This is a genomic window from Citricoccus alkalitolerans (genome assembly GCF_039528175.1).
Classification (GTDB): Bacteria; Actinomycetota; Actinomycetes; order Actinomycetales; family Micrococcaceae; genus Citricoccus; species Citricoccus alkalitolerans.
Genome location: NZ_BAAALH010000001.1, coordinates 617,104 through 641,167 on the forward strand (window position 1 = coordinate 617,104; position 24,064 = coordinate 641,167).

The window sequence follows — 24,064 nt, forward strand, 5'->3', positions numbered from 1 at the left end:
CATGACCATGGACGACACCCCACGCCGGAGTCCCTCGCGGGTGCACCAGTGGCTGGAGCTGGCGGAGACCGTCCTGGGCAATGCCTCCGACCGGATGGATGCCATCAACATCTTCCCGGTCCCGGACGGTGACACCGGCAGCAACCTGTACGGAACCGTTCGCGCGGCCCGTGCCGCGGTGGCCGAGGAGACCACAGAGGACGTCGGTGCCCTGATGTCCCTCGCCGGCCGCGCCGCGCTGGACCAGGCCCGAGGGAACTCCGGGACGCTGCTGGCCGTGATGCTGATCGGCATGTCCGAACCGTTGACCGGCCAGGAGCGACTCGCGGCTCCGACCCTGGCCTCGGCTCTCGAACGCGCCCAGACCAGCTGTTGGGCCGCGCTCTCCGATCCGCAGGAGGGCACCATGCTGACGGTGCTCGCGGCGGCTGCCCGTGCGGCGTCCGAGCATGTCGCCGGGCTGCGGGGCCAACCGGATGACCAGGTCATGAGCCGCCGTGAACTCGGTGCCGCATTGGACGCCATCGTGGGCGCGGCCTGGCAGGCCGTGGTCCAGACCGAGGGCCAGCTGCCGGCCCTGACGGCAGCACACGTGGTCGATGCTGGCGGCATGGGTCTGTTGCTGGTGCTCGACTCCCTGCGGGCCACGGTGATGGGCACCAGCATAGATCCGGGCTTGCTGGACGGGTTGCACGGGTTCTCCGCCTCTGACCCGCACATCCATGAGGGCCTGGACTCACCGGTGGGCTATGAGCTGATGTGCAGCATCTCGCTGGATCCGCTCACCGCAGCCACCCTGCGGTTCGAGCTCAATGACATGGGGGACTCCGTGATCATGAGTCCCGTCGGCACCTCCGGTGGGGAGATCGGCGAGGCCAATGCCCCCGTGCGGTGGAGACTGCACGTGCACGTGGACGACCATGCGGCTGCGGAGGCCCTGGTCCGCAAGGCCGGCGAACCGGAGAACCTGGTGATCACCTCCTTACAGGACCCGGAGACCGCCGGGTGAGACCCGATCCGCTCAACCAGCCGCTCGACCGGCTCCTGGGCGGCCGCACCGGCCAGCGCCTGGACCGGGAGATGGGCCTCGGCACCGTCCGGGACCTGTTGGAGCACTTCCCTCGACGCTGGATCGAACGCGGGGAGCTGACACCGATCACCTCCCTGCCCGTCGGCGACCAGGTCACCGTGGTCGCCCGGGTGGTGTCCGTGGACCGCCGGAACATGCACTCCCGGCGGGGGTTCATCGTGGATGTCACGGTGACGGACGACGACCCGTTGCGTCCGGCCTCCCTTGATATGGCTTTCTTCAACAGCTACGAGGCATTGCGCCGGCTACAGCCGGGCCACCGGGCCATGTTCCAGGGGAAGACCGCGCTCTACCGTGGTGAGAAGACACTGAACAACCCGGACTTCTCCGTGCTGGACGAGGCAGAGGCGCCCGGCGAGGAGGATCTGGCCCCGGTGCCGCTCTATCCGGCCACGGCCAAGGTCCCCAGCTGGGTCCTGCGGGCCAGCATCGGCACCGTCCTGGACGCCCTCGACGCGGACGCACTCCGGGATCCAGTCCCGGCCGACCTGCTCGAGGAGGCGGCCACGGACGGTGTCCCCCTGCCTGGACTCGCCGCCGCGTACCGGGACATCCACCGCCCGGCTGTGGTGGCGGACGCGCTCAGGGCCCGGCGTCGGTTCGCCCTGCAGGAGGCTCTGGTGCTCCAGGGGGCGCTGGCCGTGCGCCGCCATGCGGCGGCAAGGCCGGATGCGGTGTCTCGCGCCGCCGTCGGGAACGGCCTGCTGGCCGCCCTGGACGCTCGGCTGCCCTTCACGCTGACCGACGGCCAGATCACCGCCGGGGAGACGATCTCCGCAGACCTGGCCCGTGACCGGCCCATGAGCCGGCTGCTGCAGGGTGAGGTGGGTTCCGGCAAGACCCTCGTGGCCCTGCGCGCCATGGCACAAGTCGTGGATGCCGGCGGGCAGGCTGCCCTGGTCGCCCCCACGGAGGTGCTGGCCTCGCAGCACTACCGCTCCCTGACGGCCACGCTGGGACCCCTCGCGCACGCCGGCCGGCTCGACGCCCCGGACGGACCCGCCACCGAGGTCGTCCTGTTGACCGGTTCTCTCACGACCGCCCAGCGGCGCGAGGCGTTGCTGAAGATCGCCTCCGGCCAGGCAGGTCTGGTGGTCGGTACTCATGCCCTGTTCTCCGGGACCGTGCATTTCGCCGACCTGGGGCTGGCAGTCGTGGACGAGCAGCATCGTTTTGGTGTGGACCAACGCGAGGCGCTGCGCCGGGAGAATCCCGGTACTCACCTGCTGGTCATGAGCGCGACCCCGATCCCTCGCTCCGTGGCGATGACCGTTTTCGGTGACCTGGACCTGACCCTCCTGCCCGGGCTGCCGTCCGGTCGGCAGCCGGTGACCACCCACCTCGCCCGGATGGCCCAGGGCCCCCGGATCATCGGTCGCGTCTGGGAGGTGATCGCCGAACAGGTGGCCGCGGGACACCAGGCGTTCGTGGTGTGCCCCAAGATCGACCCGACCGACCGCCGGGACAACGCTGACAATCCGGATAGTTCTGACAGTCCGGCCGGCACGGACCGGGACCACCGTCACGACGCTGCGGTCGAGGACATGGTGCCCCGCCTCGCCGCCCTGCCCGTGCTGGCAGGCCTGCGCATCGCCGGACTGCACGGCCGGCAGGACCAGCAGACCCAGGCCGAGACCATGGGCCGCTTCGTGGCCGGGGACCTCGACGTCCTGGTGGCCACCACCGTGGTCGAGGTCGGCGTGGACGTGCCCAACGCCACCATCATGGCCATCCTCGATGCGGATGCCTTCGGCCTCTCCACCCTCCACCAGCTGCGCGGTCGGGTAGGCCGTGGCACTGCGCCGGCCACCTGCCTGCTCGTCACCCGGCTGCCGGACGGGCATCCGGCGATCGACCGCCTCGAGGTGGTCGCCGGCACCCAGGACGGCCTCGAGATCGCCCGCGCCGACGTCCAGCACCGCGGCGAGGGTGACGTGCTCGGAGCCGCCCAGCACGGCGGGAGCCGATTGAGGATCCTGCGGGTGCTCCAGCACGCGGACCTCATCGAGCTGGCCGCCGGATGGGTTGCCCTGCACCAGTCCGCCGCGGGCACGTTGGACCACCCGGAGCTGGCCGCGGCCGTGCAGGCGTGGGAGGCCGGCCATGAGGACGACGGTGACTACATCGAGAAGGGCTGACCGGGCCCGAAGGAGACAGATGCCAAGGATCATTGCCGGCCAAGCCGGATCACTGCAGCTCGAGTCCGTCCCGGGAGAGACCACCCGGCCGACCACCGACCGCACCCGCGAGGCGCTCTTCTCCTGGCTGGCGAGCCGGGGCTGGTTGGAGGGCACCGCCGTCGTGGACCTGTTCGCCGGTTCCGGCGCCCTGGGTGGCGAGGCGGCCAGCAGGGGCGCGGAGACGGTGCTGCTGGTGGAGCGGGATCGGCGGGCCGCCGCGGTCTGCCGGCGGAACGCGGCCGCCGTCAACCAGCGGGTGGGCCGGAGTGTGGTCCAGGTGGCCGCCGGGGACGTGGACCGAGTGCTCTCCGGGCCCACCGGCGCCGGCCCCTGGGACCTGGTCCTGGCCGATCCGCCGTACGCGCTGGGCGGGGCCGACCTGGCGGAGACGCTTCAGCGGATCTCCGCCGTCCTGGTCCCGGACGGACTGCTGGTGCTGGAACGCTCGGCCCGGTCGGCCGCACCGGACTGGCCCGAGGCCTTCGAATTGCTGGAGTCCCGGACCTACGGGGAGACCATCCTGTACTTCTGCCTGAGATCTGCTCCGGACGAGTCTCAGGACGAGGTGGAGCATACCCCGCGGGATGTCCGAGGGGATCGGGCTGCGGGGGCCGGAACGTCACCCGGAGAGGACCCGGCCCAGCCCCTGTAACCGGGCCACCGCCTCGGCCAGGACCTCGGGCGACTTGCAGAAGGTCCAGCGCATCCAGGACCCGAACGGAGCGGGGCCACCCGGGTGTGCCGGCGGCCCGCACAGGGCTCCGACCGGGATTCCCACGACGCCGGCCCGTTCGGCGAGCACCGCGGCTGCGGCCTGCGCGTCGTCCACTCCGAGGTCGGCCAGGTCGGCCACGGTGAAGTACCCGGCGGCCGGCACCACGGGATCGAGTCCGGCTGCGCGCAAGCCGGCCACCAGGATGTCCCGGGCGGAGCGGTAGCGGTCGCGCTGCGCGGCCAGGAAGCCGTCGCCGTCCGGCAGGGCCCGGGCGATGGCCGCCTGGTAGGCGGGGCCGGAGGAATAGGTGAGGAACTGCTTGACCGAGTACACCGCCTCCACGAGATCTGCGGGACCCGTGAGCCACCCGACCTTCCAGCCGGTGAGGGAGAAGCTCTTGCCCGCGGACGAGGCGGTCAGCGTGCGCTCCCATCCGGCGGGCACGGAGGCGACGGGCTGGTGGCGGCCCTCGTAGACCAGGTGCTCGTAGACCTCGTCGCTGAGGATGAGGACGTCGTGCCGCGCACAGATCGCCACGATCCGCGAGAGGATTGCGGGCGGAATCACGGCCCCGGTGGGATTGTGCGGCGTGTTGAGCAGCAGGATCCGGGTGTGTCCCGTGATGGCCGACTCCAGGGCCTCGAGGTCCGGTTGGAAGTCCGGTGCGGCGAGCGGCACGGTGACGAACCGGGCTCCGGCCAGGGTCGCGATCGCCGCATAGGAGTCGTAGTACGGCTCGAAGGTCAGGACCTCGTCACCGGGCTGTACGAGGGCCAGCAGCGCCGCGGCAATGGCCTCGGTGGCGCCTGTGGTCACCAGGACCTCACGGTCCGGGTCCACCTCCAGCCCATAGTGACGGCGCTGGTGATCCGCCACCGCCCGGCGGAGCGCGGGGTCGCCCCGGCCCGGAGCGTACTGGTTGGCGTGCTCGACTCCCTCCGCCCGACCCGTGACGATCGCCTCGGCCGCCAGGGACCGGATCCACTCCGGGCCGTCGGCGTCCGGGAAGCCCTGTCCCAGGTTGACCGCTCCGTGCTGGCGCGCCAACCGCGTCATGGTCTCGAAGATGGAGGGCGGGTGACGGGGTGTGACGTGGGTACGTGCGGCAACGTGGGGGACGGCACCTCGGTGGTGCGGCTGTCGTGCGGCGGGCATGGGCTCCATAGTATGTTCGGTGCATGCGTCGAGCCGTCTGCCCCGGATCCTTTGACCCCTTGCATCACGGTCACGTGGAGGTGATCGCACGGGCCACGAACCTCTTCGATGATGTCATCGTCGCGGTCTCCACGAATTACGCGAAGAAGTACCGGTTCGACGTGGATACCAGGATTGAGATGATCCGGGAGACCGTCTCATCCCTCCAGGGGATCTCCGTGGTGCCCATGGGCGAGGGGCTGCTGGCCGAGTTCTGCCGCAAGGCCGGGGCCAATGCCATCATCAAGGGCCTGCGCAACACCGCCGATCTGGAGTACGAGATGCCGATGGCGGCGATGAACCGACATCTGACCGGCGTGGAGACCGTGTTCCTGCCCACCGACAGTCGCTACGCGCACCTGTCCTCCACGCTCATCAAGGAAGTGAGCCAGCTCGGTGGGGACGTCTCGGAATTCGTTCCGCGGGCTGTCATGCGGCGGCTGAACGAGTCGTGAGCCGATCCTGAGCCGGCCGTGGGCCGTTGCGGCGCCAGATCCGTTGCACCACGGTCGCCAAGGAAGTACCCGGACGGGTTATCCTGCAGCCATGACTGAGCGCTCGCAGAATCCCCGCACCAAGAAGGCCATCATCCCCGCCGCCGGACTGGGGACCCGGTTCCTGCCCGCCACCAAGGCCATGCCCAAGGAGATGCTCCCCGTGGTGGACAAGCCGGCCATCCAGTATGTGGTGGCCGAGGCCAAGGCAGCCGGGCTGAAGGACCTGTTGATGATCACCGGCCGCAGCAAGCGTGCCCTGGAGGACCACTTCGACAGGGTTCCTGCCCTGGAGCGCAGCCTGGAGCTCAAGGGAGACTTCGGCAAACTGGACAAGATCCAGGAGGCCACCAACCTCGGCAACATCCACTACGTGCGTCAGAACGACGCCAAGGGTCTGGGGCACGCGGTGTGGTGCGCCAAACAGCACGTGGGCCGCGAGCCGTTCGCCGTGCTGCTCGGTGACGACCTGATCGATGAGAGGGAAGACCTCCTGAAGCGCATGGTCGATGTCCAGCAGGAGAAGGGCGGCTCGGTCATCGCTCTCATGGAGGTGCCCCGTGAGAACATCTCCGCCTACGGGGTGGCCGAGGTCTCCGCGGTGGCCGGGGGGCCAGAGGACGTGGTGCGTGTCACCGGACTCGTGGAGAAACCCTCGGCGGAGGAGGCCCCGTCCACTCTGGCCGTGATCGGCCGCTATGTCCTGGACCCAGCGGTCTTCGACATCCTCGAGCGCACCGAGCCGGGTCGCGGCAATGAGATCCAGCTGACCGACGCCCTGCAGGTCCTGGCCGAGGGGCAGGGGAAGGGTTTCGGTGTGCACGCCGTGGTGTTCAGCGGCAAGCGCTATGACACCGGTGACAAGCTGAGCTACCTGAAGGCCGTGATCGAATTGGCCAGCGCCCGTGACGACCTCGGCCCGGCCCTGCGCCCCTGGCTCAAGGAGTTCGCCGCGGAACTCTGAGCGCCACGGCCCTGCTCCGTCCGGCGGGTCATTTGGAACGGGGGAGCGGAACGGCTAGACTGGTGAGTCGGTCCTGAGGGTTCTGCCCTGCCTGGATCCCAGCGTACGGTGGAAGCCAGGCGCAGGGATCCGTTCCGCCGCCACCGCCCGCTGAAGAAGGAATGCTGATGTCCGCGTCATCGTCCCCGACCGTAGCCGGTGCAACTGGTGGCTGGGTGGTCTCCGTCAAGGACCTGGTGCGCAGTCCGGGGTCCATGAGGACCCTGGAGGAGCAGTGGCCAGCCCCCGAGGCACTGTCCACTCCGCTCATCGGCATCCCGGCTGGTTCAGCCGTGGACGTCGACCTGCGTCTGGAGTCGGTCCATGAAGGCATCCTGGTCACCGGTGAGGCTCACGCCGACCTGGTGGGAGAGTGCAGTCGTTGCCTGGACCCGATCCAGGACGGGATCACCGTCGACCTGCAGGAGCTGTTCCTCGCGTCCGCCCCGGAGGGTGGGAGCGACGAAGAGCGCCTGGTGGTCCACGAGACGGTGGATCTGGAGCCAGTCCTCCGGGACGCCGTGGTCACGGCCTTGCCCTTCCAGCCGGTCTGCCGGCCGGGATGTCAGGGCCTGTGCTCCGAATGCGGCATCCGACTGGAGGACGCACCGGACGACCACGTCCACGAACAGCTGGATCCACGCTGGGCGGCTCTGGCCGAACTGACGAAGACCTCCGAGTCCGGCGCCGCCGGTCCGGAGACGAAGACCTCATCCGACGAGACAGAAGAGAGATAGCCGTGGCAGTTCCGAAGCGGAAGATGTCCCGTTCCAACACCCGTGCCCGCCGCTCCCAGTGGAAGGCCACTGTGCCCCCGCTGGTGAAGTCCGTGGAAAACGGCCGCGTCACCTACCGCCTGCCGCACCAGGCCCAGGTCGTGACCGATTCTGCCGGTACGCCGTTGTTCATGGAATACAAGGGCCGCAAGGTCGCCGACGCCTGAGGTGCCCATGGCGCCACGGAAATCGGTCCAGGCGTCCGGACAGCAGTCCGGGCGGCGCCGGCCGGTCCAGTTGGATCAGCCGATAACTGAAGACCTGCTCAAGCGTCTCGGGGTCACCATCGACCCCGGGACGCTTGTGCTTGCCCTGACGCACCGCTCCTACTCCTATGAGCACGGTGGGCTGCCCACCAACGAGCGCCTTGAGTTCCTCGGCGACTCGGTGCTCGGCGTCGTGGTCACCGACCATCTCTATCGCACGTATCCGGACCTCCCCGAGGGGGACCTGGCGAAGATGCGTGCCGCCGTCGTCTCCACCCGGGCCCTGGCCTCCGTGGCCCGCACCATCGGCGTTGGTCCCGCCATTCTGCTCGGCGAGGGCGAACGGCGAACCCGCGGTGCGGACAAGGACTCCATCCTGGCGGACACCATGGAAGCGCTCATCGGTGCCACCTACATGGACCAGGGTCTGCCCGCCGCCCATGACCTCGTGCACCGGCTGATCATCCCACTGCTCGCGGACAAGCTGGCCATGGGTGCCGGCACCGACTGGAAGACCTATATCCAGGAGGCCGCGGCGAACGGCGGACTCGGCGCCATCGAGTACCGGATGGAATCCGCTGGCCCCGACCATGACAAGGTGTTCACCGCCACCCTCCTGGTGGGCGGCACGCCCTACGCCACCGGCACCGGCCCCTCCAAGAAGGAGGCCGAACGCCAGGCCGCCGCCCATTCCTGGGACCGGGTCTCGGACGCCGCACAGACGGCCGCCGCCAGTACCGAGGCAGCCTCCGGTGCCTGAACTGCCCGAGGTGGAGGTCGTCCGCCGGGGGCTCGAGACCTGGGCCGCCGGACGGCCGGTCTCCGGCGTCGAGGTGGTGGAGCCGCGGTCCATCCGCCGGCACGACGGCGGCGCGGTCGCGTTCGAATCGCAGCTGCCCGGACTGCGCCTGGCGGCCCCCGAGCGGCGCGGCAAATACCTGTGGGTTCCCCTGTCCGCCGCCGACTCGCAGCCCGACCGGGCTCTCGTGGCGCATCTGGGCATGAGCGGTCAGCTCCTCGTGAACTCTCCGGAGGATCCGGACCCAAGGCACTTGCGCATCCGGATCCTGCTCGAGGGCGAGGGCGAGGGCGAGGGCGAGGGCGAGGGCGGCGACCGCCCGACCGCTCTGGAACTGCGCTTCGTGGACCAGCGGATCTTCGGTGGGCTCTTCGTGGAACGTCTGGTGCCGGCGTCGGACCGTCCGGAGCAGCTGGTGCCCGCCTCGGTGACCCACATCGCCCGCGACCCCCTGGACCCCCACTTCGACCCGGAAGACGTGTACCAGCGGCTCCGCCGCCGCAAGACCGGCCTCAAACGCGCGTTACTGGACCAGGGGCTGATCTCCGGCATCGGTAACATCTATGCGGACGAGGCCCTCTGGCTGGCGCGTTTGCACTACGCCCGACCGACCGAGACCTTGAACCGACGTGAATCGGAACGCCTGCTGGCGGCGGTGCATGCCGTGATGATGGAGGCCCTCGCCCGGGGCGGCACGAGCTTCGACTCGCTCTACGTCAACGTCAATGGAGAGTCGGGGTACTTCGACCGTTCCCTCAACGTCTACGGCCAGGCCGGCCGGCCCTGCGCGCGCTGTGCGTCCGAGGGGCATCAGCGCCTGATCGTCAAGGACCGGTTCATGAACCGGTCTTCGGCTTACTGCCCGCGGTGCCAGCCGGTTCCGCGCCGCGCCCGCTGGTAGTGTCCGGCACGGCAGGGTCGGGTGCCGCGCCGTGGCGGTCTAAGATGATGTGGAACTTTGACGTCTCGATGGGAACCCCTTTTGTCTCACACTGAGAACAACGACTATCTGCCACGCCGCTCGAGCGGCCGGGCACGGCGGCGGCGCCATACCGTCCGTAACGCCTTCATCGTGGTAGCCGCACTGCTGGTGGTCGTCCTCGTGTTCGTCGGCCTCTATGTAGCCTCCATCGCCTCGACCTTCAATGACAAGCGCCAGACGGTGGACGCCGGCATCGCGACCTCCGAGGCCACCAGGGACGGCGCCCTGAATGTCCTGGTCATGGGGTCGGATTCCCGGGGTGAGGGCATGGACACCGCCGAGAACAAGGGCGAGGAGGGTGAACGCTCGGACACTTTGATGCTCGTGCACATCCCCGAGAACCGTCAGAACGTCTACGTCATGTCGATCGTCCGTGACCTGTGGGTGGAGATCCCCGGCAACGGTGAACGCAAGGTCAATGCCGCGCTCGGACTCGGCGGCTACCCGTTGGTGACCGCGACGGTGGAGAACCTGCTGGGCGTCAACATCGATCACCTGGCCGTGATCGACTTCGAGGGCTTCAACGGCCTGACCGATGCCCTCGGTGGCGTCCGGGTCTGCAATCCACAGTCCTTCTCCTCGGGCCAGGTCAACCCCTCCTTCTTCCCCCAGGGCGAGATCCTCCTGGAGGGTTCTGACGCGCTGCGTTACGTCCGAGAACGCAAGGCCTTCCTGGGCGGCGACTTCGAGCGGGTGGCCAACCAGCAGCGCTTCGTCTCGGCGATGGTGGACCAGATCCTGACGGTGGACACGCTGGCCAATCCCCAGAAGTTGATGGGCGTTGTCAACAGCATCGTCCCCTTCATCACGGTGGACGACGGGTTGGACGCGGCGACCATCGCGGGTTATGGCCTCCAGCTCAACGGCATCCGCAGCGATGACATCGAGACCTTCACGGTTCCCCATGGCGATCCGGCCGAGGGCCCCGGGGGGGCCTCGATCGTGCTCCAGGACGAAGCCGGCGTCGAAGAATTGCGCCAGGCCTTGGAAGCCGACGACCTGGACAGCTATCTCTCGGGCGATGAGGGCACTGAGGGGACGTCTGGGGACGATGCCTCGGCCGGATCCACTGGAGCGGCCACTGACAGCGGTGCCACCCCGGATGTCAGCGCCGATGCCTCCGGCGGGCCATCCGGCTCCAGTGCGTCCTCCGAATCCGGTGAACCCTCTGCCACGGACGGCGGCACGGACGCCACCGCCTCGGCCAACGGCAGTGCCAGTGGCTCCGGTGAGGCGACCGAACCCGTCGCTGTCTGCGCCGGGGCCTGACTCATGCGCGTCCAGCTGATCACGCATTCCTACCTTCCTGAACGGACCCCGCCCCAACGGCGGTGGGCCGCCTTCGTCGAGGCGTTCCGTGATGCCGGCTGGGACGTCGACGTCGTCGTCCCGCAGGCCGATCCGGGTCACATCCCGGGTGGGGCGCAGGAGCCGGGGACCTCGGCCGACGCCGACGGTCGTTGGGGCAGCCACGGGGAACGCGTCTGGCGGACCTGGACGATCCCCGCCCTCGGCGCCACGCGTGACGGCCGGTTCCTCGGCCATGTTGCCCATGCGCTGGCGGCCATTCCGGTGGCGCTGCGCGCCGAGCGGCCCGATGTCCTGGTCGTCACCGTGCCGGCTCTGCCGACCGTCGTCGCCGGCTGGACCCTGTCCAAGCTCCGCCGGACCCCGCTGATCGTGGAGATGCGCGACGCCTGGCCGGACCTGGCCCGGGACTCGGGGGTCTCCACCGGGTTGCTGAGCCGGTTGATGGAGTATCTGGTCACGGGGACCCAGCGTTCGGCTGACCTCGTGGTGACGGTGACCCAGGGCTTCGCCGAACGGCTCTCGGAACGCGGTATCCGCAGGGTGGAGGTGGTCGGGAACGGCGTCCCGTTGAGCCGTATCGAACCGGTTCCGACGCGGGACCGCGAGCCCGGAGAGCTCAACGTGCTCTACCTCGGCAACCATGGAGAAAGCCAGGGCCTGGAGACCGTAATCCGGGCGGCTGCCCTGGTGCGGGAGGGGCCGGAGCGCATCTCCGTGCGTTTCGTCGGATCGGGGACCCAGCGGGATGCCCTGTCCGTCCTGAACGACTCCCTGGGCGCTCCGGTCGCCATGATGGAGGCGGTGCACGGGGCCGGTTTGCGCGCCCAATACGCCTGGGCGGACACCTGCCTGGTGAGCCTGCGCCCGGACTGGCCGAGTTTCGACTGGACCATACCGTCCAAGACGTATGAGCTGCTGGCCGTGGGCCGGCACGTCACCGGGGTGGTCACCGGTGAGGCCGCCCGCGTGCTGGAGGAGTCCGGCGCGGCCAGCCTGGTGCCGGCCGATGCCGCCTCCCTGGCGGCACACTGGCGGCGCCTCGCTGCACGCCCGGAGAGCACTGCCGTGGGCAGCCGCGGCCGAGACTGGGCGCACACCCACGCCGACCTGCCGGAGCTCGGCCGGCGCTTCGTCGGACTTGCCCGAGAGACCGTGCTGCGCCGTGGCCCACGGGCCACGGCCTATAATCGCCACTGACCGGATTTGCCCGCGGTCGTGGACCCGAACACCGACGGTCGCCGTTTCCTCGCCCATCGTGTCCGGGACGACCGCCTGAAGGGCTCCATCGATTGAAGGACGTACTCCATGACTGAGATTTCCAGCGTTGCCGTGATCGGCCTGGGCTACATCGGATTGCCGACGGCGGCCATCCTCGCGGGGAGCGGGCTCCGTGTCCACGGGGTGGACGTGAACCAGCACACGGTCGATGCGGTCAATGCGGGATCAGTCCCGTTCGTGGAGCCGGACCTGGACCGGTTCGTGCAGAAGGCGGTCGCCGGGGGATTGCTGTCCGCCGCGACGCAGGCCCCGGCCGCGGACGCCTTCATCGTGGCGGTGCCCACCCCCTTCCACGCGGACAAGTCCCCGGACCTGTCCTACATCGAGGCCGCCGGGCGGAGCCTTGCCCCGCGGTTGCGTGGCGGCGAACTGGTCATCCTCGAGTCGACGTCGCCCCCGGGGGCGACCGAGCGTCTGGCCGAGGTCATCCACGAGGCGCGTCCGGACCTGGCAGAGGCCGGAACCCTGTTGTTCGCGCACTGCCCGGAGCGGGTGCTGCCGGGCAAGGTCATGACCGAGCTGGTCACCAACGACCGCATCGTGGGCGGGTCCAGCAAAGCTGCCGCCGAAGCGGCGAAGGGCTTGTATGAGACGTTCTGCCGCGGTGAGATCCTGTTGACGAACCTGCGGACCGCGGAGATGGCCAAGCTCGTGGAGAACTCCTTCCGGGATGTGAACATCGCCTTCGCCAACGAGTTGTCGATGATCAGCCGGGACCTGGACATCGATGTCTGGGAGCTGATCGAGTTGGCCAACCACCACCCTCGGGTCAACATCCTGCAGCCCGGCCCGGGCGTGGGCGGGCACTGCATCGCTGTGGACCCGTGGTTCATCGTGGACGCTGCTCCGAGCGCGGCGCGGATCATCCGCAGCGCCCGTGAGGTCAACGATTCCAAGCCCGAGTGGGTGATCGATCAGGTCAAGGTCAAGGCGTTCGACGTCCAGCAGGCGACCGGACGGGCTCCGGTGGTCGCGGCCCTGGGCCTGGCGTTCAAGCCGAACATCGATGACCTGCGGGAGTCTCCGGCCCTGAACATCGCTGCGGCCATGGCCGAGCAGTTCACCGGCAGCACGATCCTGGCCGTGGAGCCCCACGTTGACGAGCTGCCGGCCTCCCTGGCCGGCCGGGACAACGTGGAATTGGTGGATCCGATGACCGCGATCGAGCGTGCCGACATCGTGGTGTTGCTGGTGGACCACGCCGCGTTCGCCGATCTCAAACCGCTGGCCGCGGGCAAACACGTGGTGGACACCCGAGGCCAGTGGCGCGAGGCCCGCGTCCTCTGAGCTCCGTCCGGTCCGAGGCGGTCTGGTCCACGGTCCGGACCGGGCTTTCCGGCCCGGACCGTCCCGAGGGGAGCGTCAGCGCAGCCGGCGCCTCACGCCGCGGTAGACGCGGCGGGCCGCCCGCCGCCACCTCGGCTGGAGAGGTCGGGACGGAGCCGCAGGGCCAGAGTCGGAGTCTGAGGTCACGATGGCGGTCGATGGCTCGCGCGTCGGCTTCGCCGTCGCCGTCTCTGATGTCGCCCGGTTCTCCGTCGCGGGGGTTGTGGTTGCGGCCGGTGCCTTCGGTGGGGGCTTTCTTGCGGCGGGCGCCGGGTACCGGACCCAGGCCGGATCCGGAATCCGCAGTGGATCGGACGCCAGTGCCTCGGTGAGCCGGTCCAGTTCCCCGCGGGCGCGCTCCTCCAGCCCGTCCACGTGCGCGCGGGTGGCGAGGGGCAGCTCCGTGTCCCGCAACACCTGGTCGAGGATTCCCCGCAGGTCGGCTCCGGCGACCGCAAGATCCAGCGCATAGCCCGAGCGGCCGAGTTCGGCGAAGTGGGAGCCGACCTTGGGGTCGTAGACGAGGCCGACGGTGGGGCGGCGCAACCGGTGCATCAACAGGTTGGCATGCAGCCGCATGGCGGCCAGCGCCTCGGCACCGCGAAGGACTTCCAGGAGACTCGGCAGGTCGATCCCCGTGGGTACCACCGTGACAGCGACCCTGGATCCTGACTTCTCGGCAGTCTCCACCAGATCCTGCAGGGCGGCTTCGTCGGTGGCCTGCATCGGGACGCCCACGATCCCGAGGCCGTGAGACTGTGCGGCGTCGATCAGGATCTGGTGCAGTTCCCGGCGCTGGTCCGGGTGGTCGGACCAAGGCCGGAGATTCACGGCGAGGTACCGGTCCGGCAGGGCCTCCGGTACCGTTCCGGTTCCCGGAGCAGGCAGGGTAAGCCCATAGACGACGTCCGGGGAGACCTCGACGCGGGCCGGCCAGGTCTCGGACATCGGTTCCAGGACTTCTGCGGATTCAGGGTCGCGAACCGTGATGGTGCGGGCCAGGCGGCCCGTCAGGTTGACGGCGGCGCGTGCCGCGGGGTCCGTCAGCGGGCCGACCCCCATGCCGCGCACATGGACCGCGCCGCCGTAGGCGCAGACGAGCAGTGGCAATTGGGCCATGTGGGCGGGGGAGACGTGGGCCCCTCGGACGATGCCGGCTGCCCCGCCCGCCAGCTCGATGGAGTAGTCGTGCCAGTGGCCTCCTGGGCCCAGGACCAGGGAGGAGGCCCGCTCGGCGTACTCCTCACCGGCCTCGAGGTCGGCGCGGGCCAGAGATTGGAGCCCGTGCTCGCGCTCCACGGCCGCGGGCTTCGAGCCGGCGACGACGGGGTGGAACCCGGGCAGCGTGTCCTGCAGATGGGACACCAAGGTGTCCAGGAGCAGCTCGTCCCCACGGTTTCCGGCACCGTAGTAACCCGAGAACAGCACGGTGCGCGGAAGGGGTGTCTCTCCGGTCCGCACGAGTCCGGCCGACCGGAGGTCTCCGAAGAGTGCCTCGAGGCTGTGCTTGGCGGCATCGTCCGGGGCGATGTCGCTCAGGTCGACGGCTACGATTCCGTGCTGCGCGAAGTAGGCGGACGTCGATTCCGAGGGGACCAGGCCGGCGTCGGCCATCAGGACGATGTCCGGTGCATGGCGCCGGAAGACCGCCTCAACGGGCCCGTGGTCAAAGCGCTGGCCCTCGGTTCCGGGCTCCGGGACCAGGCAGGCCGAGTGCAGTCGGAGATCGAGGTCGAAGACAGTGTGACCCAGCACGTGGAGGGCCCGAAGGATGCCAGCGTCCCGGGTCTGGTGGCGCGAACCGCGGCGGCGGACCAGCACCACCCTGTACCGGGGGGCCTCCTGGTTCGGATGGCTCGGGATCGACTCGTGACTCACCTGGTGTCCTCGCTTCTCCTGCTCGCCGCGCACAGTGGCCGTGGCTCGGGGCTCGGCCATCGTTCAACCTAGCAGGGCGGGCGGCGCACCCCGGGGAGCACGGGGCGGGCGGACCCGGAAACGGTATAGTCGCCGTGAAGCCCTGCCCTGACTGGTCCGGGGTCCGGACCGGAACGTCGGCCGGACACCCAACGAGTCCCCATGGAGGGGTGCACCGGAACGCCAGAACGGAAGGTCTGCCCGCACCATGAGGATGAGCCGTCTCCCGGGTGCTGCGGCGGTGTCGGGCCTGGTCCTGATCACTGCGAGTGTGCCCTTGTACGCCGGGGGGCTGGACCGATGGGCGCCGGCCCTGCTGGCCACCGGACTGCTGGGCGTCGCCGCGTACCTGGTGACGGGCCTCCGCTCCACCCAACGGGATCTGAGGACGCTGGCCGGCAATCTGGAGCGTTCCCGCCGTCAGCAGCTGGCCGCCGATCGGCCCCGGCCGGGCAGTCCCGGTCAGGACGTGTCCGGACAGGAACTGGCGGCTTCTCTGGACGGGATGCGGGACGATATCCGGACCCTGGCCGAGGACGTAGCGGCGCTTCGGGACCGTGCCGCCCTCCGGGCCTGGCAGGTGCTCGGAGACCGCCGGCGCGAGGGGATGGTGTGCCTGGTGGTGGACGGACACGATGCCTCCTCCATCCTGGCCGCGGACCGGACCGGGGCGGCCTTTGAGGTGCTGGACCCGGTGACCGGGGGCATCGATGGAGAGAGATCCGCAGAAGAGCCCACATCGACCACAGGCCTTCCCGCGACGCCGGCCCATGCCGTGGGCGCCCTCCTCATCGACCTCGACCGCTTCGCGATCGGTCAGACGGACCGTGGCCGAGAGGCGTGGTCAAGCTTCGCCCGGTGGCTCCGGTCCGATGTCCCGGTGCTCGGCTTCAGCCGCGTGCCGGAGCGGCTCTCCCTGGGCGCTGCCGGCGTGGCCCGGGCCACGGGAGGCGTCCTCTTGCCGGTGGTCGAGGCACCGACCACCGTGCGTTTCGACCGGGGCATTGAACCCGGTTCCCATCACGGCACCGACCCGGCCACTGAACCCTCCACCGCACGGACCACGGAGGGCCGGGCATGAGGGTGGTGTTGTACGACGGGATCCAGGAGACACACGTCGCCTCCTCCCTGGAACGCGCGCTGCGGGCCCGCGGCCACGAGGTCTACAACACCGGCCGCTTCGGCTCCGGGTACCTGTTCCGGGACACGGGCGAGCTGCTGCCCTCCATCGCCTCCCACCTGGACCTGATCACGGCCTTCCAGCCGGACCTGGTGCTCGTGTTCCGACCGGCCTCGGCCCCCTATCCCGTCCTGCAGGCCCTGCGCGGGACCGGTGCCGTGGTGGCCACCTGGCTGTCCGACGACCCGGTGCTCTTCAAGGACTCCTACGGACCGGTCATCGACCTCTATGACCTCGTCCTGCACTGCGGAAACGAGTCCGTCCTGCGGTTCTACGAACAGCGGTTCGGGCGGCCGACCGGGGTGAACCTCCCCTTCTGGACGGACCACACGGCATTCCCGGCCGTGTACGGGCAGCACGAGCCCGAGTCCACCGTGATGTTCCTGGGGAACATGGTCGGTCCGGTGCGGCGGGCGAGGTATGAACAACTCGCCGCCATGGGCCACTCCGTGAAGGTGTATGGCCGGATGGAGGCAGACCCCGCCGGGATGGGCGGCGGGTTCCTGGATTCCGACGCCGAGGTGGCCGAGGCCGGTGGCCGGGCTCGAGTCGCGCTCAACATCCCCCAGTTCTTCAGTGCCTACCGCGGGCAGCCCACCTGGTTCCCAGGCCTGGAGGATCTCGGTCATTTCGACCTGCCCAGCCGGGTGGTCCAGTACGCCGCCATGGGGTTGCCCGTGGTCAGCGTGGTGCCGGGGGCGCCCCGCAGCCGGGCGTTCCCGGAGATGGAGGTCTGCGGGAGCATCGACGAGGCCGATCGGTGGATCACCGACATGCTGGAATCCGGCGGCCTGCCCGTGTTGGCGGCCCAGACCCTCGACCGTTTCGAGCGCTCCTTCAGCGCCACGGCCCGCGTCCAGGCCCTCGAGGTGCTGCTACAGGACGACAGTTGGCGCTCGCTGGATGCGGCCGAGCGGACGGTCTGGTTCCTCCAGTTCGACGGCCGCCCTGTCCTGGACGCCCCTGCCGTCCCCGTCGCCCCTGAGATCAGAGATGCCCCGGACACGCGGGACAACTCGCCTGCTGCGGAGAGGGCCGACGATGTGGTCCTGGCGTACCGCTACCCGCCACGGCGCTTCGACGCCACTGACGTGATCCGCCGGGAGCTGGAGGACTGGGGCCGGTTGGCGGCGGTGTGGATTCCCGACGACGGCGACCTCCAGCCACTGCTGGCCTCCCTCGAGGGAGGGCCGGCTCGCCATCTGGTGCTCGCCGATGGCCTTCGGCTCTCGGCGCGGGAGGCGATCGCCGTCCGGAATGCGGGCCTGTCCACGGTGTGCTTACTCTCGGAGGAGGCCTTCAGCCCCTCGGACGCCGCGGGCTACGACCTCGTGGTCCGCATCGGTGCAGCCCCGCTGGACCGCGTGAACCTGCTGGCACCGGCGAAGAACGCCCTGCACACGCCGGCCGTGGTGGAATCCGCCTTCTTGGCGGCGGTGCGACGACGGACCGCTCAGCCCCATGACTGCAGTGCCGCCTGGGCCGGACTCACGGTGATCCGGTCCGATGACGTCTCACAGGCCGGGACCGGAGCGGGGGCCTCCGCCGATCCCGTGGCCGACTCCATCAGGCACGTGCTGTCAGATTCAGCGCGGGACCTGAGCACCCGAGACCTGGCGATCCGTGACCTGGCTGCTGGTGAACTCAGAGATGCCGGCCCGGACGGGCTCGCCGCGGCACTGTCCGGCACGGCGGTCTACCTCCAGCCGGCCGGATCAGGCCGGCAGCGGTCACACGCTCCCGTGACACCGTATGCGGTGTGCGCCGGCCCTGTCGTCCTGACGTCCCGGCACCCGGCCAATCGGTTCGACGACCTGTGGAGCGAATGGCTGCTGAAGATCGGCTCCGCGGAGGAAGCGGCCCTGAAGCTGGGGCGTCTGTCCGGGGCGCCCGCAGCGTCGAGGGTGCCCGAGGCGGAAGTCCGAGGTCGACGGCTGGACGCGCGCCGGCAACTCGACGACTGGTTCCGCCGGGCCGAGGCTCACCGGGCGACCGAACGGGTCGATGGCTCAGCTGATCCGGAAGGTCTGAGGAATCCGGGCGATCCAACAGGCGCGCCGTCCCCGTTAACCCCTGATACGGACCGGATGGTGCTCCTGGACTATGGTTGCCCCCTGGACGCGGCCGCCTTCGCCTGGGCCGCCGGCGAGTACCTGACCCTGGAACTCTCGTACACCGGGGCAGACCTGGTCCGTGGGATGCGCGTCCTCCAGGGGGGCCGGCTGCTGGCCGAGACGCGGTTCCCGGCAGGGTCCACGCAGGCTGTGGACCTCATCGCCACGGGGGCTCCGGAACCCGAGCGGGAGCCGGTGTCCGTGGAACTGCTCGGTGACCCGGCCCATCGGCTGCACCGGGTGGCCCGGGTGCGCCTGCGGATGCGGGTCCACCACGGGACCAGGCTGGTGTCCGCGACCAGGACCCCGCGCCTGGCCATCCACCTGTTACCGCGGCCGATGGCCCCACCCGGCTCACCTCGACTTCCGCACCATCCCGGACCCCCGGAAAGGCAACACCCGTGACCCGCTCAGAGATCCCTGGTCCCCGCGCCGGGAAGACCCCGTGGCTGAGGAACCTGGCCCTGACGGCCCAGACCGTGCGCGAGCACATCGTCGACGATCCCGTCCTGCTGGCCCTGCAGGTGTCCCGCCGGCTGCCAGCAGCCGTGTCCCGGCCGCTGGCCTCGGGATTCATCGCCTCGGGGCGCCTGGGCGCGGACGTCATGGAGGCCATCGGCCATGAGATGCGCGGAGACCGGGCCGCGGCCTGGCAGGCGCTGGAGCGACCCCGTCGCGGCGTGTCGGCACGCACGGTTCCCTACCGGGCGGATGCCGCCCTCGGCCTGGCCGACGAGGTGAGGGCGGAGGCACTGCTGGATGACGTGGATCCCGCGAAGCGGCGGGCCGCGTGGTTCGCAGCCGCCTCGCGGGTGGCCGCTTACCGTGGAGACCTGGAAGGGGCGGCCGCACTGGCCGCCCAACACCCACGTAACCGGTCGTTGGCGAAGCGGGCCGCCGGGGAGCTGGCCGGGTTCACCGGCCACGGACCGCGGTCCTCCGGACTCGGACCGATCCATCCGGTGCCCGGCAGGGTGCTCCATGTCCTGACCAACTCCCTGCCGCACACCTCCAGTGGCTACGCACAACGCAGCCATTCGATCCTCCGATCACTGCAGCAGGCCGGTCTCGAGGTCTCGGCCGTCACCCGCCCCGGCTACCCCGTCCAGGTGGGGGTCCCCTGGGCCGCCTCCCTGGACACGGTGGACACCGTGGACTATGCCCGGCTGCTGCCGTACCGGATGGATCAGGGGCTACAGGACCGACTGGTCCAGCATGCGGAGCTTCTGGAGGACCATGTTCGCCGCCGCCGTCCCTCCCTCCTCCACACCACCACGCACTTCACGAACGGACTGGTGACCAGGGCGGTCGCCGAAGCGACTGGAATTCCGTGGGTCTACGAGGTCCGGGGCCAGCTGGCGGACACCTGGGCCGCCACCCGGGGGGAGGACGCCCGGTCCTCGCGGCGCTACCGGGAGTTCGTGGCACGGGAGGCGGAAGTGGCCCGCAGCGCGGACCGGGTGGTCACCCTCGGTGAGGGCATGCGGTCCGCCCTGGTGGCGGCCGGAGTCGACCCGGATCGGATGATCATCTGCCCGAATGCCGTGGGGGATCAGTTCCTGCAGGAGCCGCCCACCCGGGACGAGGCACGGGCGTCCCTCGGCCTGGGGGCCGGGCACACCATCATCGGCACGGTCTCCAGCATCGTGGACTACGAGGGGCTGGACCTGCTGGTGCGGGCGACGGCGGCGCTCGCACCCCGGCACCCCGGACTGCGGCTGCGGCTCGCCGGAGACGGGGTGGCACTGCCCGGACTGAAGGTGCTTGCCCGGGAGCTGGGCATCGAGGACCGGTGTGACTTCCCCGGGCGGGTTCCGCGTACCGAGGCACTGATGAACCACGCCGCACTGGACGTGTTCGTGGTGCCCCGCAAGGATCTGTCCGTGACCCGGACGGTCACGCCCATGAAATCCGTGGAGGCCTCAGCCGTGGGCCGTCCCGTGGTGGCCTCTGACCTGCCCGCGCTGGCCGAGCTGGTCCAGGACGGGGTGACCGGAGTGCTGTTCCGGGCCGAGGACCTCGACTCGCTGACCGCCGCCCTCCAGGGCCTGCTCGAGGATCCCGGGCACGCTCGGCACCTCGGACAGGCAGGGCGACAGTGGGCGCTTCGGACGCGGACCTGGAGCGGCAACGCCGAGCGCTACCTGTCGATGTACCGCGGACTCGGGGTCGCCCCGGCGTAGGCTGGACCCTGGCCGGAGTGCGCCGCAGGGCCGGTGCCCGCAGCCCCCTGTGTGCGCCCGGCAGACCACGCACGGTGTATGAAAGCAGGACATGAGCGTTTACAGCAGAGCACGTCGAGCCCTCCCTGCCCGTGTGAAGGCCCCTCTTCGCCGGGCGCTGAAAGGCACCCTCCGCACGGTGGACGACTACCTCCCGGACTCGCTGTCCCGGCGCGTCCGCCGGGCCGTGGGCCGCGGCGCCCCCGCCCGTACACCCCGGGGCGCCGCGCCCGCCGGTGATCCGCTCGGACTGGCCCCCGGCCGGGGCACCTCCGCAGCCGTGGCCACCGTGGCCACCGGCAGGGCCGCCGCCGTCACCGCGCGGGACCCCGAGTCCGCCCACCGGCTGAACCGTGCGCTGCTGGGCGGTCGGGCACCGCGTCCGGCAGGGGGCGGCCGCCGCATCGCCGTCCTCGCCGCTGCCGACCTCGTGGCGCAGCTGGAGTCCGCGGGCCATGAGGTCCATCACCTGCTGCCCGGGACGGCACGCGCGATCATCGACCTCAGCGAAGTGGCCGTGATCGACTTGGCCGGTGTTGCCGGGACCTGGGCCGGTGCACTGGATGCCGAAGGAGTGGCCCTGTATCAGGAGCTGCAGGAGGCCCTGGCCCACGCCCGCGCCCAGGGCGTCAGCGCCTGGCTCGTGGATCGCGGCCCGGACCGGTTCCGGCTCGGAGCCGTGGCCCTGCGGCGGGACGAGGGCCTCCTGACCGTGCGCCCCGGTGCGGCGGGCCCGCAACACCACATCACCGAGGATCCGGGCGATGCCCCCACCGGGGTGGTGGATCTGCTGCGGGACCTGGACCCCGTCCAGCCGCCGTCCGATCAGCCCGCAGCCCACCAGCCCGCAACCCGGCCGGCGTCGGGCGCACCGACCCATGGAATCCAGGAGGCCCGCGGATGAGCGGCATCGAGACCGCCGGCAGCGAGCCGGCGAACCCGTCCGGAACTCTGCGACCACAGCGGCAGGTCCGGGTGCTGCTCTACGGCGACGTGGACCTGAACATCATCGACGGTTCCGCCGTCTGGCTGACCTCCATGGCCCAGACCTGGTCCCTGGCCGGTGCCCAGGTGGACGTCCAGCTCAAGGCCGTCGAGGACCGCACCCTGTTGTCCGGAGAGCTCCGCAGCATGCCCGGGGTCACTGTGCGGCCGGCCCAACCCCCGCAGGGACGCCGTGCACTGGACCCGGTACCGGCCGCCGAGGCCCTCCAGAAGCTGGACGGTCAGGATCCCTATGACGTCGTCATGGTTCGCGGCATCCGCATCTGCCGCCAGGTCGCCCGTCGGGGGGCCTTCGCGGGGCGGCTCTGGTCCTACGTGACGGAGTTCGGATACCCACACGGCACCGCGGACAGCGGCGCCGAGACCGGCGCCGAGCGTTGGCGGCAGCTCGGCGAGATCGCCGCGGCCAGCCGCCTCATGCTGGCCCAGACCGAGCCGGCTCGCGCCGTGCTGGAGGCCATGGTCCCGGCCGCGGCCGGCCGGACCGTGGTGCTCTCACCGATGGTGCCGGACAGCATCGGCCGGTCCGCTGCCTCAGCTTCGGCTGCCTCAGGGGCCGGATCCGTTGCAGGGCCAAGCGGTCCAGTGCGCCTGGTCTACACGGGCAAGTTCGCCCGCCGCTGGCGCACGGACCAGATGCCGGAGATCGTGGAGTACTTGCGGGCCGGGGGAGTGGCCGCCGAGCTGACCATGGTGGGGGACAAGGTCCAACATGATCCGGACCACCCCGACTGGGCGGAGCGTATGCGGGCTGTCATGGGCTCGCCCCACCCGGACGTGGTCTGGCGGGGGGCGCTGGACCGCACCGCGGCCCTGGACGCCGCCGCCAGGGCTGACATCACCCTCGGGTGGCGTGACGAGGAACTGGACCTGAGCCTGGAACTGTCCACGAAGGTGTTGGAGAGTTGCGCACTCGGCGTCCCGCCACTGGTGAACCGCACGGCGGCCCACGAGGCGCTGCTCGGTGCCGACTACCCCCTCTTCGTGGACGGTGTGGAGGACGGCCCGCAGGAGATCGCACGGCGCATCGCCGCGGTCCAGGGACAGCTGCCGCAGTTGTCCGCCCGGGTCCTGGCCGTGGCCGAGCCCTATCGGATGACCGCACGTGCTGACACCCTGAAGTCGTGGCTGGCCCGGATCGGACTGCCCGGACCGGCGCGGTCGCGGCGCTCCGGGCCGGTACGCGTCGTCGTCGCCGGCCATGACCTGAAGTTCGCGGGCGAGCTGGTGGACCTGCTCACCGATCATCCGGACGTCGACCTGCGGCTGGACCAGTGGTCCTCACTGCACCACCACGATGAGGCGACCTCACGGGAACTCGTGGATTGGGCCGACGTCGTGATGTGCGAATGGGCCGGGCCCAATGCCGTCTGGTACGCGCGGCACAAGAAGGCCGGTCAGCGCCTGGTGGTGCGGCTCCACATGTTCGAGCTGCGTGGTCGGTGGCTCTCCGAGCTGGCCCCGGACGCCGTGGACCGATTCGTCACGGTCTCGGCGCACTACCGGGACCTGGTGGTCGAGCACCTGGACGTCCCCGCCGAACGCGTCTCGGTCATCCCCAATGCCGTGAGCCTGGCCGACCTGGACCGTCCGGGCCTGCCAGGTCGCCGGCACCGTCTCGGGCTGGTCGGCATGGTGCCCCTGCGCAAGCGTCTGGACCGTGCCGTGGACCTGCTGCGGGAGCTCCACCGCACCGATCCGCGGTACACCCTGCACCTGCGGGGACGGATGCCGTGGGAGTACCCGCACGAATGGCGCAAGCCGGTCCAGCGCGAGGCTTACATGGACCTCTTCGCCCGGCTGGGCGGGGACCCGGTGCGCCACGCTGTGGCGTTCGAGCCCTTCGGCGCGGACATGGCCGGATGGCTGCGCAAGATCGGCTGGGTGCTCTCGCCGAGCACGGTGGAGAGCTTCCACCTTGCCCCGGCAGAGGGAATGGCCTCCGGAGCCCTTCCGGTGCTGTGGGACCGGCCCGGCGCCCGTGACATCTTCGGCGACGAGTTCGTGGTGCAGGACACGGCCGCCGCGGCGCAGCTGATCCTGGAGACGGACGCGGACGACGACGCCAGGGCGGCTCGCCAGCGAACGGCACGCGAGCGGGTGGCCGGGTTCGATGAGAGAACCGTCACCGCGTCGTGGCAGCAGGTGCTCCTCTCCGGACTGTGAGCCTGCTGACGTGGCACGGATCACGGTTCCAGCGGTCCCGGAAGGCGCGGGACAGCTCCCCGGTCGGCGGGATGCCCGGTGTTAGGCTGACATCTGGCCGAACCAC

Annotated in this window: 19 protein-coding genes; 17 read left to right on the forward strand and 2 right to left on the reverse strand. The window is 70.4% G+C overall.

Annotated features, from left to right (window positions below):
* The first annotated feature begins 1 nt into the window (after position 1).
* From ABD134_RS02745 to rsmD, 3 genes are read left to right on the forward strand one after another with little or no spacing between them, the layout of a single operon-like run.
* Positions 2–1,009 (forward strand): DAK2 domain-containing protein, encoded by a 1,008-nt coding sequence (locus ABD134_RS02745; protein ID WP_344226501.1) that lies wholly within the window; start codon positions 2–4, stop codon positions 1,007–1,009.
* Positions 1,006–3,228, forward strand: a complete 2,223-nt coding sequence (locus ABD134_RS02750; protein ID WP_344226502.1) for an ATP-dependent DNA helicase RecG — start codon at positions 1,006–1,008, stop codon at positions 3,226–3,228. Before ABD134_RS02745 ends, ABD134_RS02750 begins: the two co-directional genes overlap by 4 nt.
* A 19-nt stretch (positions 3,229–3,247) precedes the next feature.
* Complete coding sequence (gene rsmD, locus ABD134_RS02755; protein WP_344226503.1) at positions 3,248–3,922, forward strand: 16S rRNA (guanine(966)-N(2))-methyltransferase RsmD; 675 nt, start codon at positions 3,248–3,250, stop codon at positions 3,920–3,922.
* On the opposite strand, the gene ABD134_RS02760 is transcribed toward rsmD, so the two are convergent.
* Complete coding sequence (locus tag ABD134_RS02760) at positions 3,890–5,140, reverse strand: aminotransferase class I/II-fold pyridoxal phosphate-dependent enzyme (RefSeq protein WP_344226505.1); 1,251 nt, start codon at positions 5,138–5,140, stop codon at positions 3,890–3,892. The two genes, rsmD and ABD134_RS02760, sit on opposite strands and share 33 nt — an antisense overlap.
* Before the next feature lie 23 nt (positions 5,141–5,163).
* On the opposite strand from ABD134_RS02760, the gene coaD reads away from it, so the two are divergent.
* The 9 genes from coaD to wecC all read left to right on the forward strand — a co-directional run bounded on the left by coaD (position 5,164) and on the right by wecC (position 13,315).
* Positions 5,164–5,634, forward strand: a complete 471-nt coding sequence (gene coaD / locus ABD134_RS02765; RefSeq protein WP_115930985.1) for a pantetheine-phosphate adenylyltransferase — start codon at positions 5,164–5,166, stop codon at positions 5,632–5,634.
* Positions 5,635–5,725: 91 nt separating this feature from the next.
* Positions 5,726–6,637, forward strand: a complete 912-nt coding sequence (gene galU, locus ABD134_RS02770) for a UTP--glucose-1-phosphate uridylyltransferase GalU (protein WP_344226510.1) — start codon at positions 5,726–5,728, stop codon at positions 6,635–6,637.
* A 167-nt stretch (positions 6,638–6,804) separates the two neighbouring features.
* The gene (locus ABD134_RS02775) at positions 6,805–7,413 is read left to right on the forward strand and encodes a YceD family protein (RefSeq protein WP_344226511.1); all 609 of its coding nucleotides are present in this window, start codon (positions 6,805–6,807) and stop codon (positions 7,411–7,413) included.
* Between the two features lie 2 nt (positions 7,414–7,415).
* Positions 7,416–7,619: a 50S ribosomal protein L32 gene (rpmF, locus tag ABD134_RS02780; protein WP_115930987.1), complete on the forward strand. Its 204-nt coding sequence runs from the start codon at positions 7,416–7,418 to the stop codon at positions 7,617–7,619.
* Position 7,620: 1 nt separating this feature from the next.
* Positions 7,621–8,418 (forward strand): ribonuclease III, encoded by a 798-nt coding sequence (gene rnc, locus ABD134_RS02785; protein ID WP_378108377.1) that lies wholly within the window; start codon positions 7,621–7,623, stop codon positions 8,416–8,418.
* The gene (mutM, locus tag ABD134_RS02790) at positions 8,411–9,358 is read left to right on the forward strand and encodes a bifunctional DNA-formamidopyrimidine glycosylase/DNA-(apurinic or apyrimidinic site) lyase (protein WP_344226517.1); all 948 of its coding nucleotides are present in this window, start codon (positions 8,411–8,413) and stop codon (positions 9,356–9,358) included. The genes rnc and mutM overlap by 8 nt, the downstream gene beginning before the upstream one ends.
* Positions 9,359–9,439: 81 nt before the next feature.
* A complete protein-coding gene (locus ABD134_RS02795) occupies positions 9,440–10,708 on the forward strand; it encodes an LCP family protein (RefSeq protein WP_344226519.1) in 1,269 nt (422 codons plus the stop codon).
* Positions 10,709–10,711: 3 nt separating this feature from the next.
* On the forward strand, positions 10,712–11,947 hold the full coding sequence (locus ABD134_RS02800; RefSeq protein ID WP_344226521.1) for a glycosyltransferase family 4 protein: 1,236 nt from the start codon (positions 10,712–10,714) through the stop codon (positions 11,945–11,947).
* Between the two features lie 108 nt (positions 11,948–12,055).
* Positions 12,056–13,315 (forward strand): UDP-N-acetyl-D-mannosamine dehydrogenase, encoded by a 1,260-nt coding sequence (gene wecC, locus ABD134_RS02805; RefSeq protein ID WP_344226523.1) that lies wholly within the window; start codon positions 12,056–12,058, stop codon positions 13,313–13,315.
* A 75-nt stretch (positions 13,316–13,390) separates the two neighbouring features.
* Here wecC and ABD134_RS02810 read toward each other — a convergent pair whose 3' ends face one another.
* Positions 13,391–15,292: a polysaccharide pyruvyl transferase family protein gene (locus tag ABD134_RS02810; protein WP_344226525.1), complete on the reverse strand. Its 1,902-nt coding sequence runs from the start codon at positions 15,290–15,292 to the stop codon at positions 13,391–13,393.
* Between the two features lie 187 nt (positions 15,293–15,479).
* Between ABD134_RS02810 and ABD134_RS02815 the strand changes: the two genes are divergently transcribed.
* The 5 genes from ABD134_RS02815 (at position 15,480) to ABD134_RS02835 (ending at position 23,958) form a co-directional block, all read left to right on the forward strand.
* Entirely contained in the window at positions 15,480–16,352 is an 873-nt protein-coding gene (locus tag ABD134_RS02815; protein WP_344226527.1) for a hypothetical protein, read from the forward strand.
* The gene (locus ABD134_RS02820; RefSeq protein WP_344226529.1) at positions 16,349–18,970 is read left to right on the forward strand and encodes a CgeB family protein; all 2,622 of its coding nucleotides are present in this window, start codon (positions 16,349–16,351) and stop codon (positions 18,968–18,970) included. The genes ABD134_RS02815 and ABD134_RS02820 overlap by 4 nt, the downstream gene beginning before the upstream one ends.
* Positions 18,967–20,748, forward strand: coding sequence for a glycosyltransferase family 4 protein (locus tag ABD134_RS02825; protein WP_344226531.1), 1,782 nt, complete (start codon positions 18,967–18,969; stop codon positions 20,746–20,748). The genes ABD134_RS02820 and ABD134_RS02825 overlap by 4 nt, the downstream gene beginning before the upstream one ends.
* Positions 20,749–20,926: 178 nt before the next feature.
* Positions 20,927–21,691 carry a hypothetical protein gene (locus ABD134_RS02830; protein WP_344226533.1) on the forward strand — a complete coding sequence of 255 codons (765 nt, stop codon included), beginning with the start codon at positions 20,927–20,929 and terminating at the stop codon, positions 21,689–21,691.
* Positions 21,688–23,958, forward strand: coding sequence for a glycosyltransferase (locus ABD134_RS02835; protein WP_344226535.1), 2,271 nt, complete (start codon positions 21,688–21,690; stop codon positions 23,956–23,958). The genes ABD134_RS02830 and ABD134_RS02835 overlap by 4 nt, the downstream gene beginning before the upstream one ends.
* The last annotated feature ends 106 nt before the right edge of the window (positions 23,959–24,064 follow it).

Bases quoted from the DNA above. Each gene is read 5' to 3' on its own strand.
- ABD134_RS02745 (WP_344226501.1), top strand. From the start codon at position 2: ATGACCATGGACGACACCCCACGCCGGAGTCCCTCGCGGGTGCACCAG.
- rsmD (WP_344226503.1), top strand. From the start codon at position 3,248: ATGCCAAGGATCATTGCCGGCCAAGCCGGATCACTGCAGCTCGAGTCC.
- ABD134_RS02760 (WP_344226505.1), bottom strand. From the start codon at position 5,140: ATGCCCGCCGCACGACAGCCGCACCACCGAGGTGCCGTCCCCCACGTT.
- coaD (WP_115930985.1), top strand. From the start codon at position 5,164: ATGCGTCGAGCCGTCTGCCCCGGATCCTTTGACCCCTTGCATCACGGT.
- galU (WP_344226510.1), top strand. From the start codon at position 5,726: ATGACTGAGCGCTCGCAGAATCCCCGCACCAAGAAGGCCATCATCCCC.
- ABD134_RS02775 (WP_344226511.1), top strand. From the start codon at position 6,805: ATGTCCGCGTCATCGTCCCCGACCGTAGCCGGTGCAACTGGTGGCTGG.
- ABD134_RS02800 (WP_344226521.1), top strand. From the start codon at position 10,712: ATGCGCGTCCAGCTGATCACGCATTCCTACCTTCCTGAACGGACCCCG.
- wecC (WP_344226523.1), top strand. From the start codon at position 12,056: ATGACTGAGATTTCCAGCGTTGCCGTGATCGGCCTGGGCTACATCGGA.
- ABD134_RS02810 (WP_344226525.1), bottom strand. From the start codon at position 15,292: ATGGCCGAGCCCCGAGCCACGGCCACTGTGCGCGGCGAGCAGGAGAAG.
- ABD134_RS02815 (WP_344226527.1), top strand. From the start codon at position 15,480: ATGAGGATGAGCCGTCTCCCGGGTGCTGCGGCGGTGTCGGGCCTGGTC.
- ABD134_RS02820 (WP_344226529.1), top strand. From the start codon at position 16,349: ATGAGGGTGGTGTTGTACGACGGGATCCAGGAGACACACGTCGCCTCC.
- ABD134_RS02835 (WP_344226535.1), top strand. From the start codon at position 21,688: ATGAGCGGCATCGAGACCGCCGGCAGCGAGCCGGCGAACCCGTCCGGA.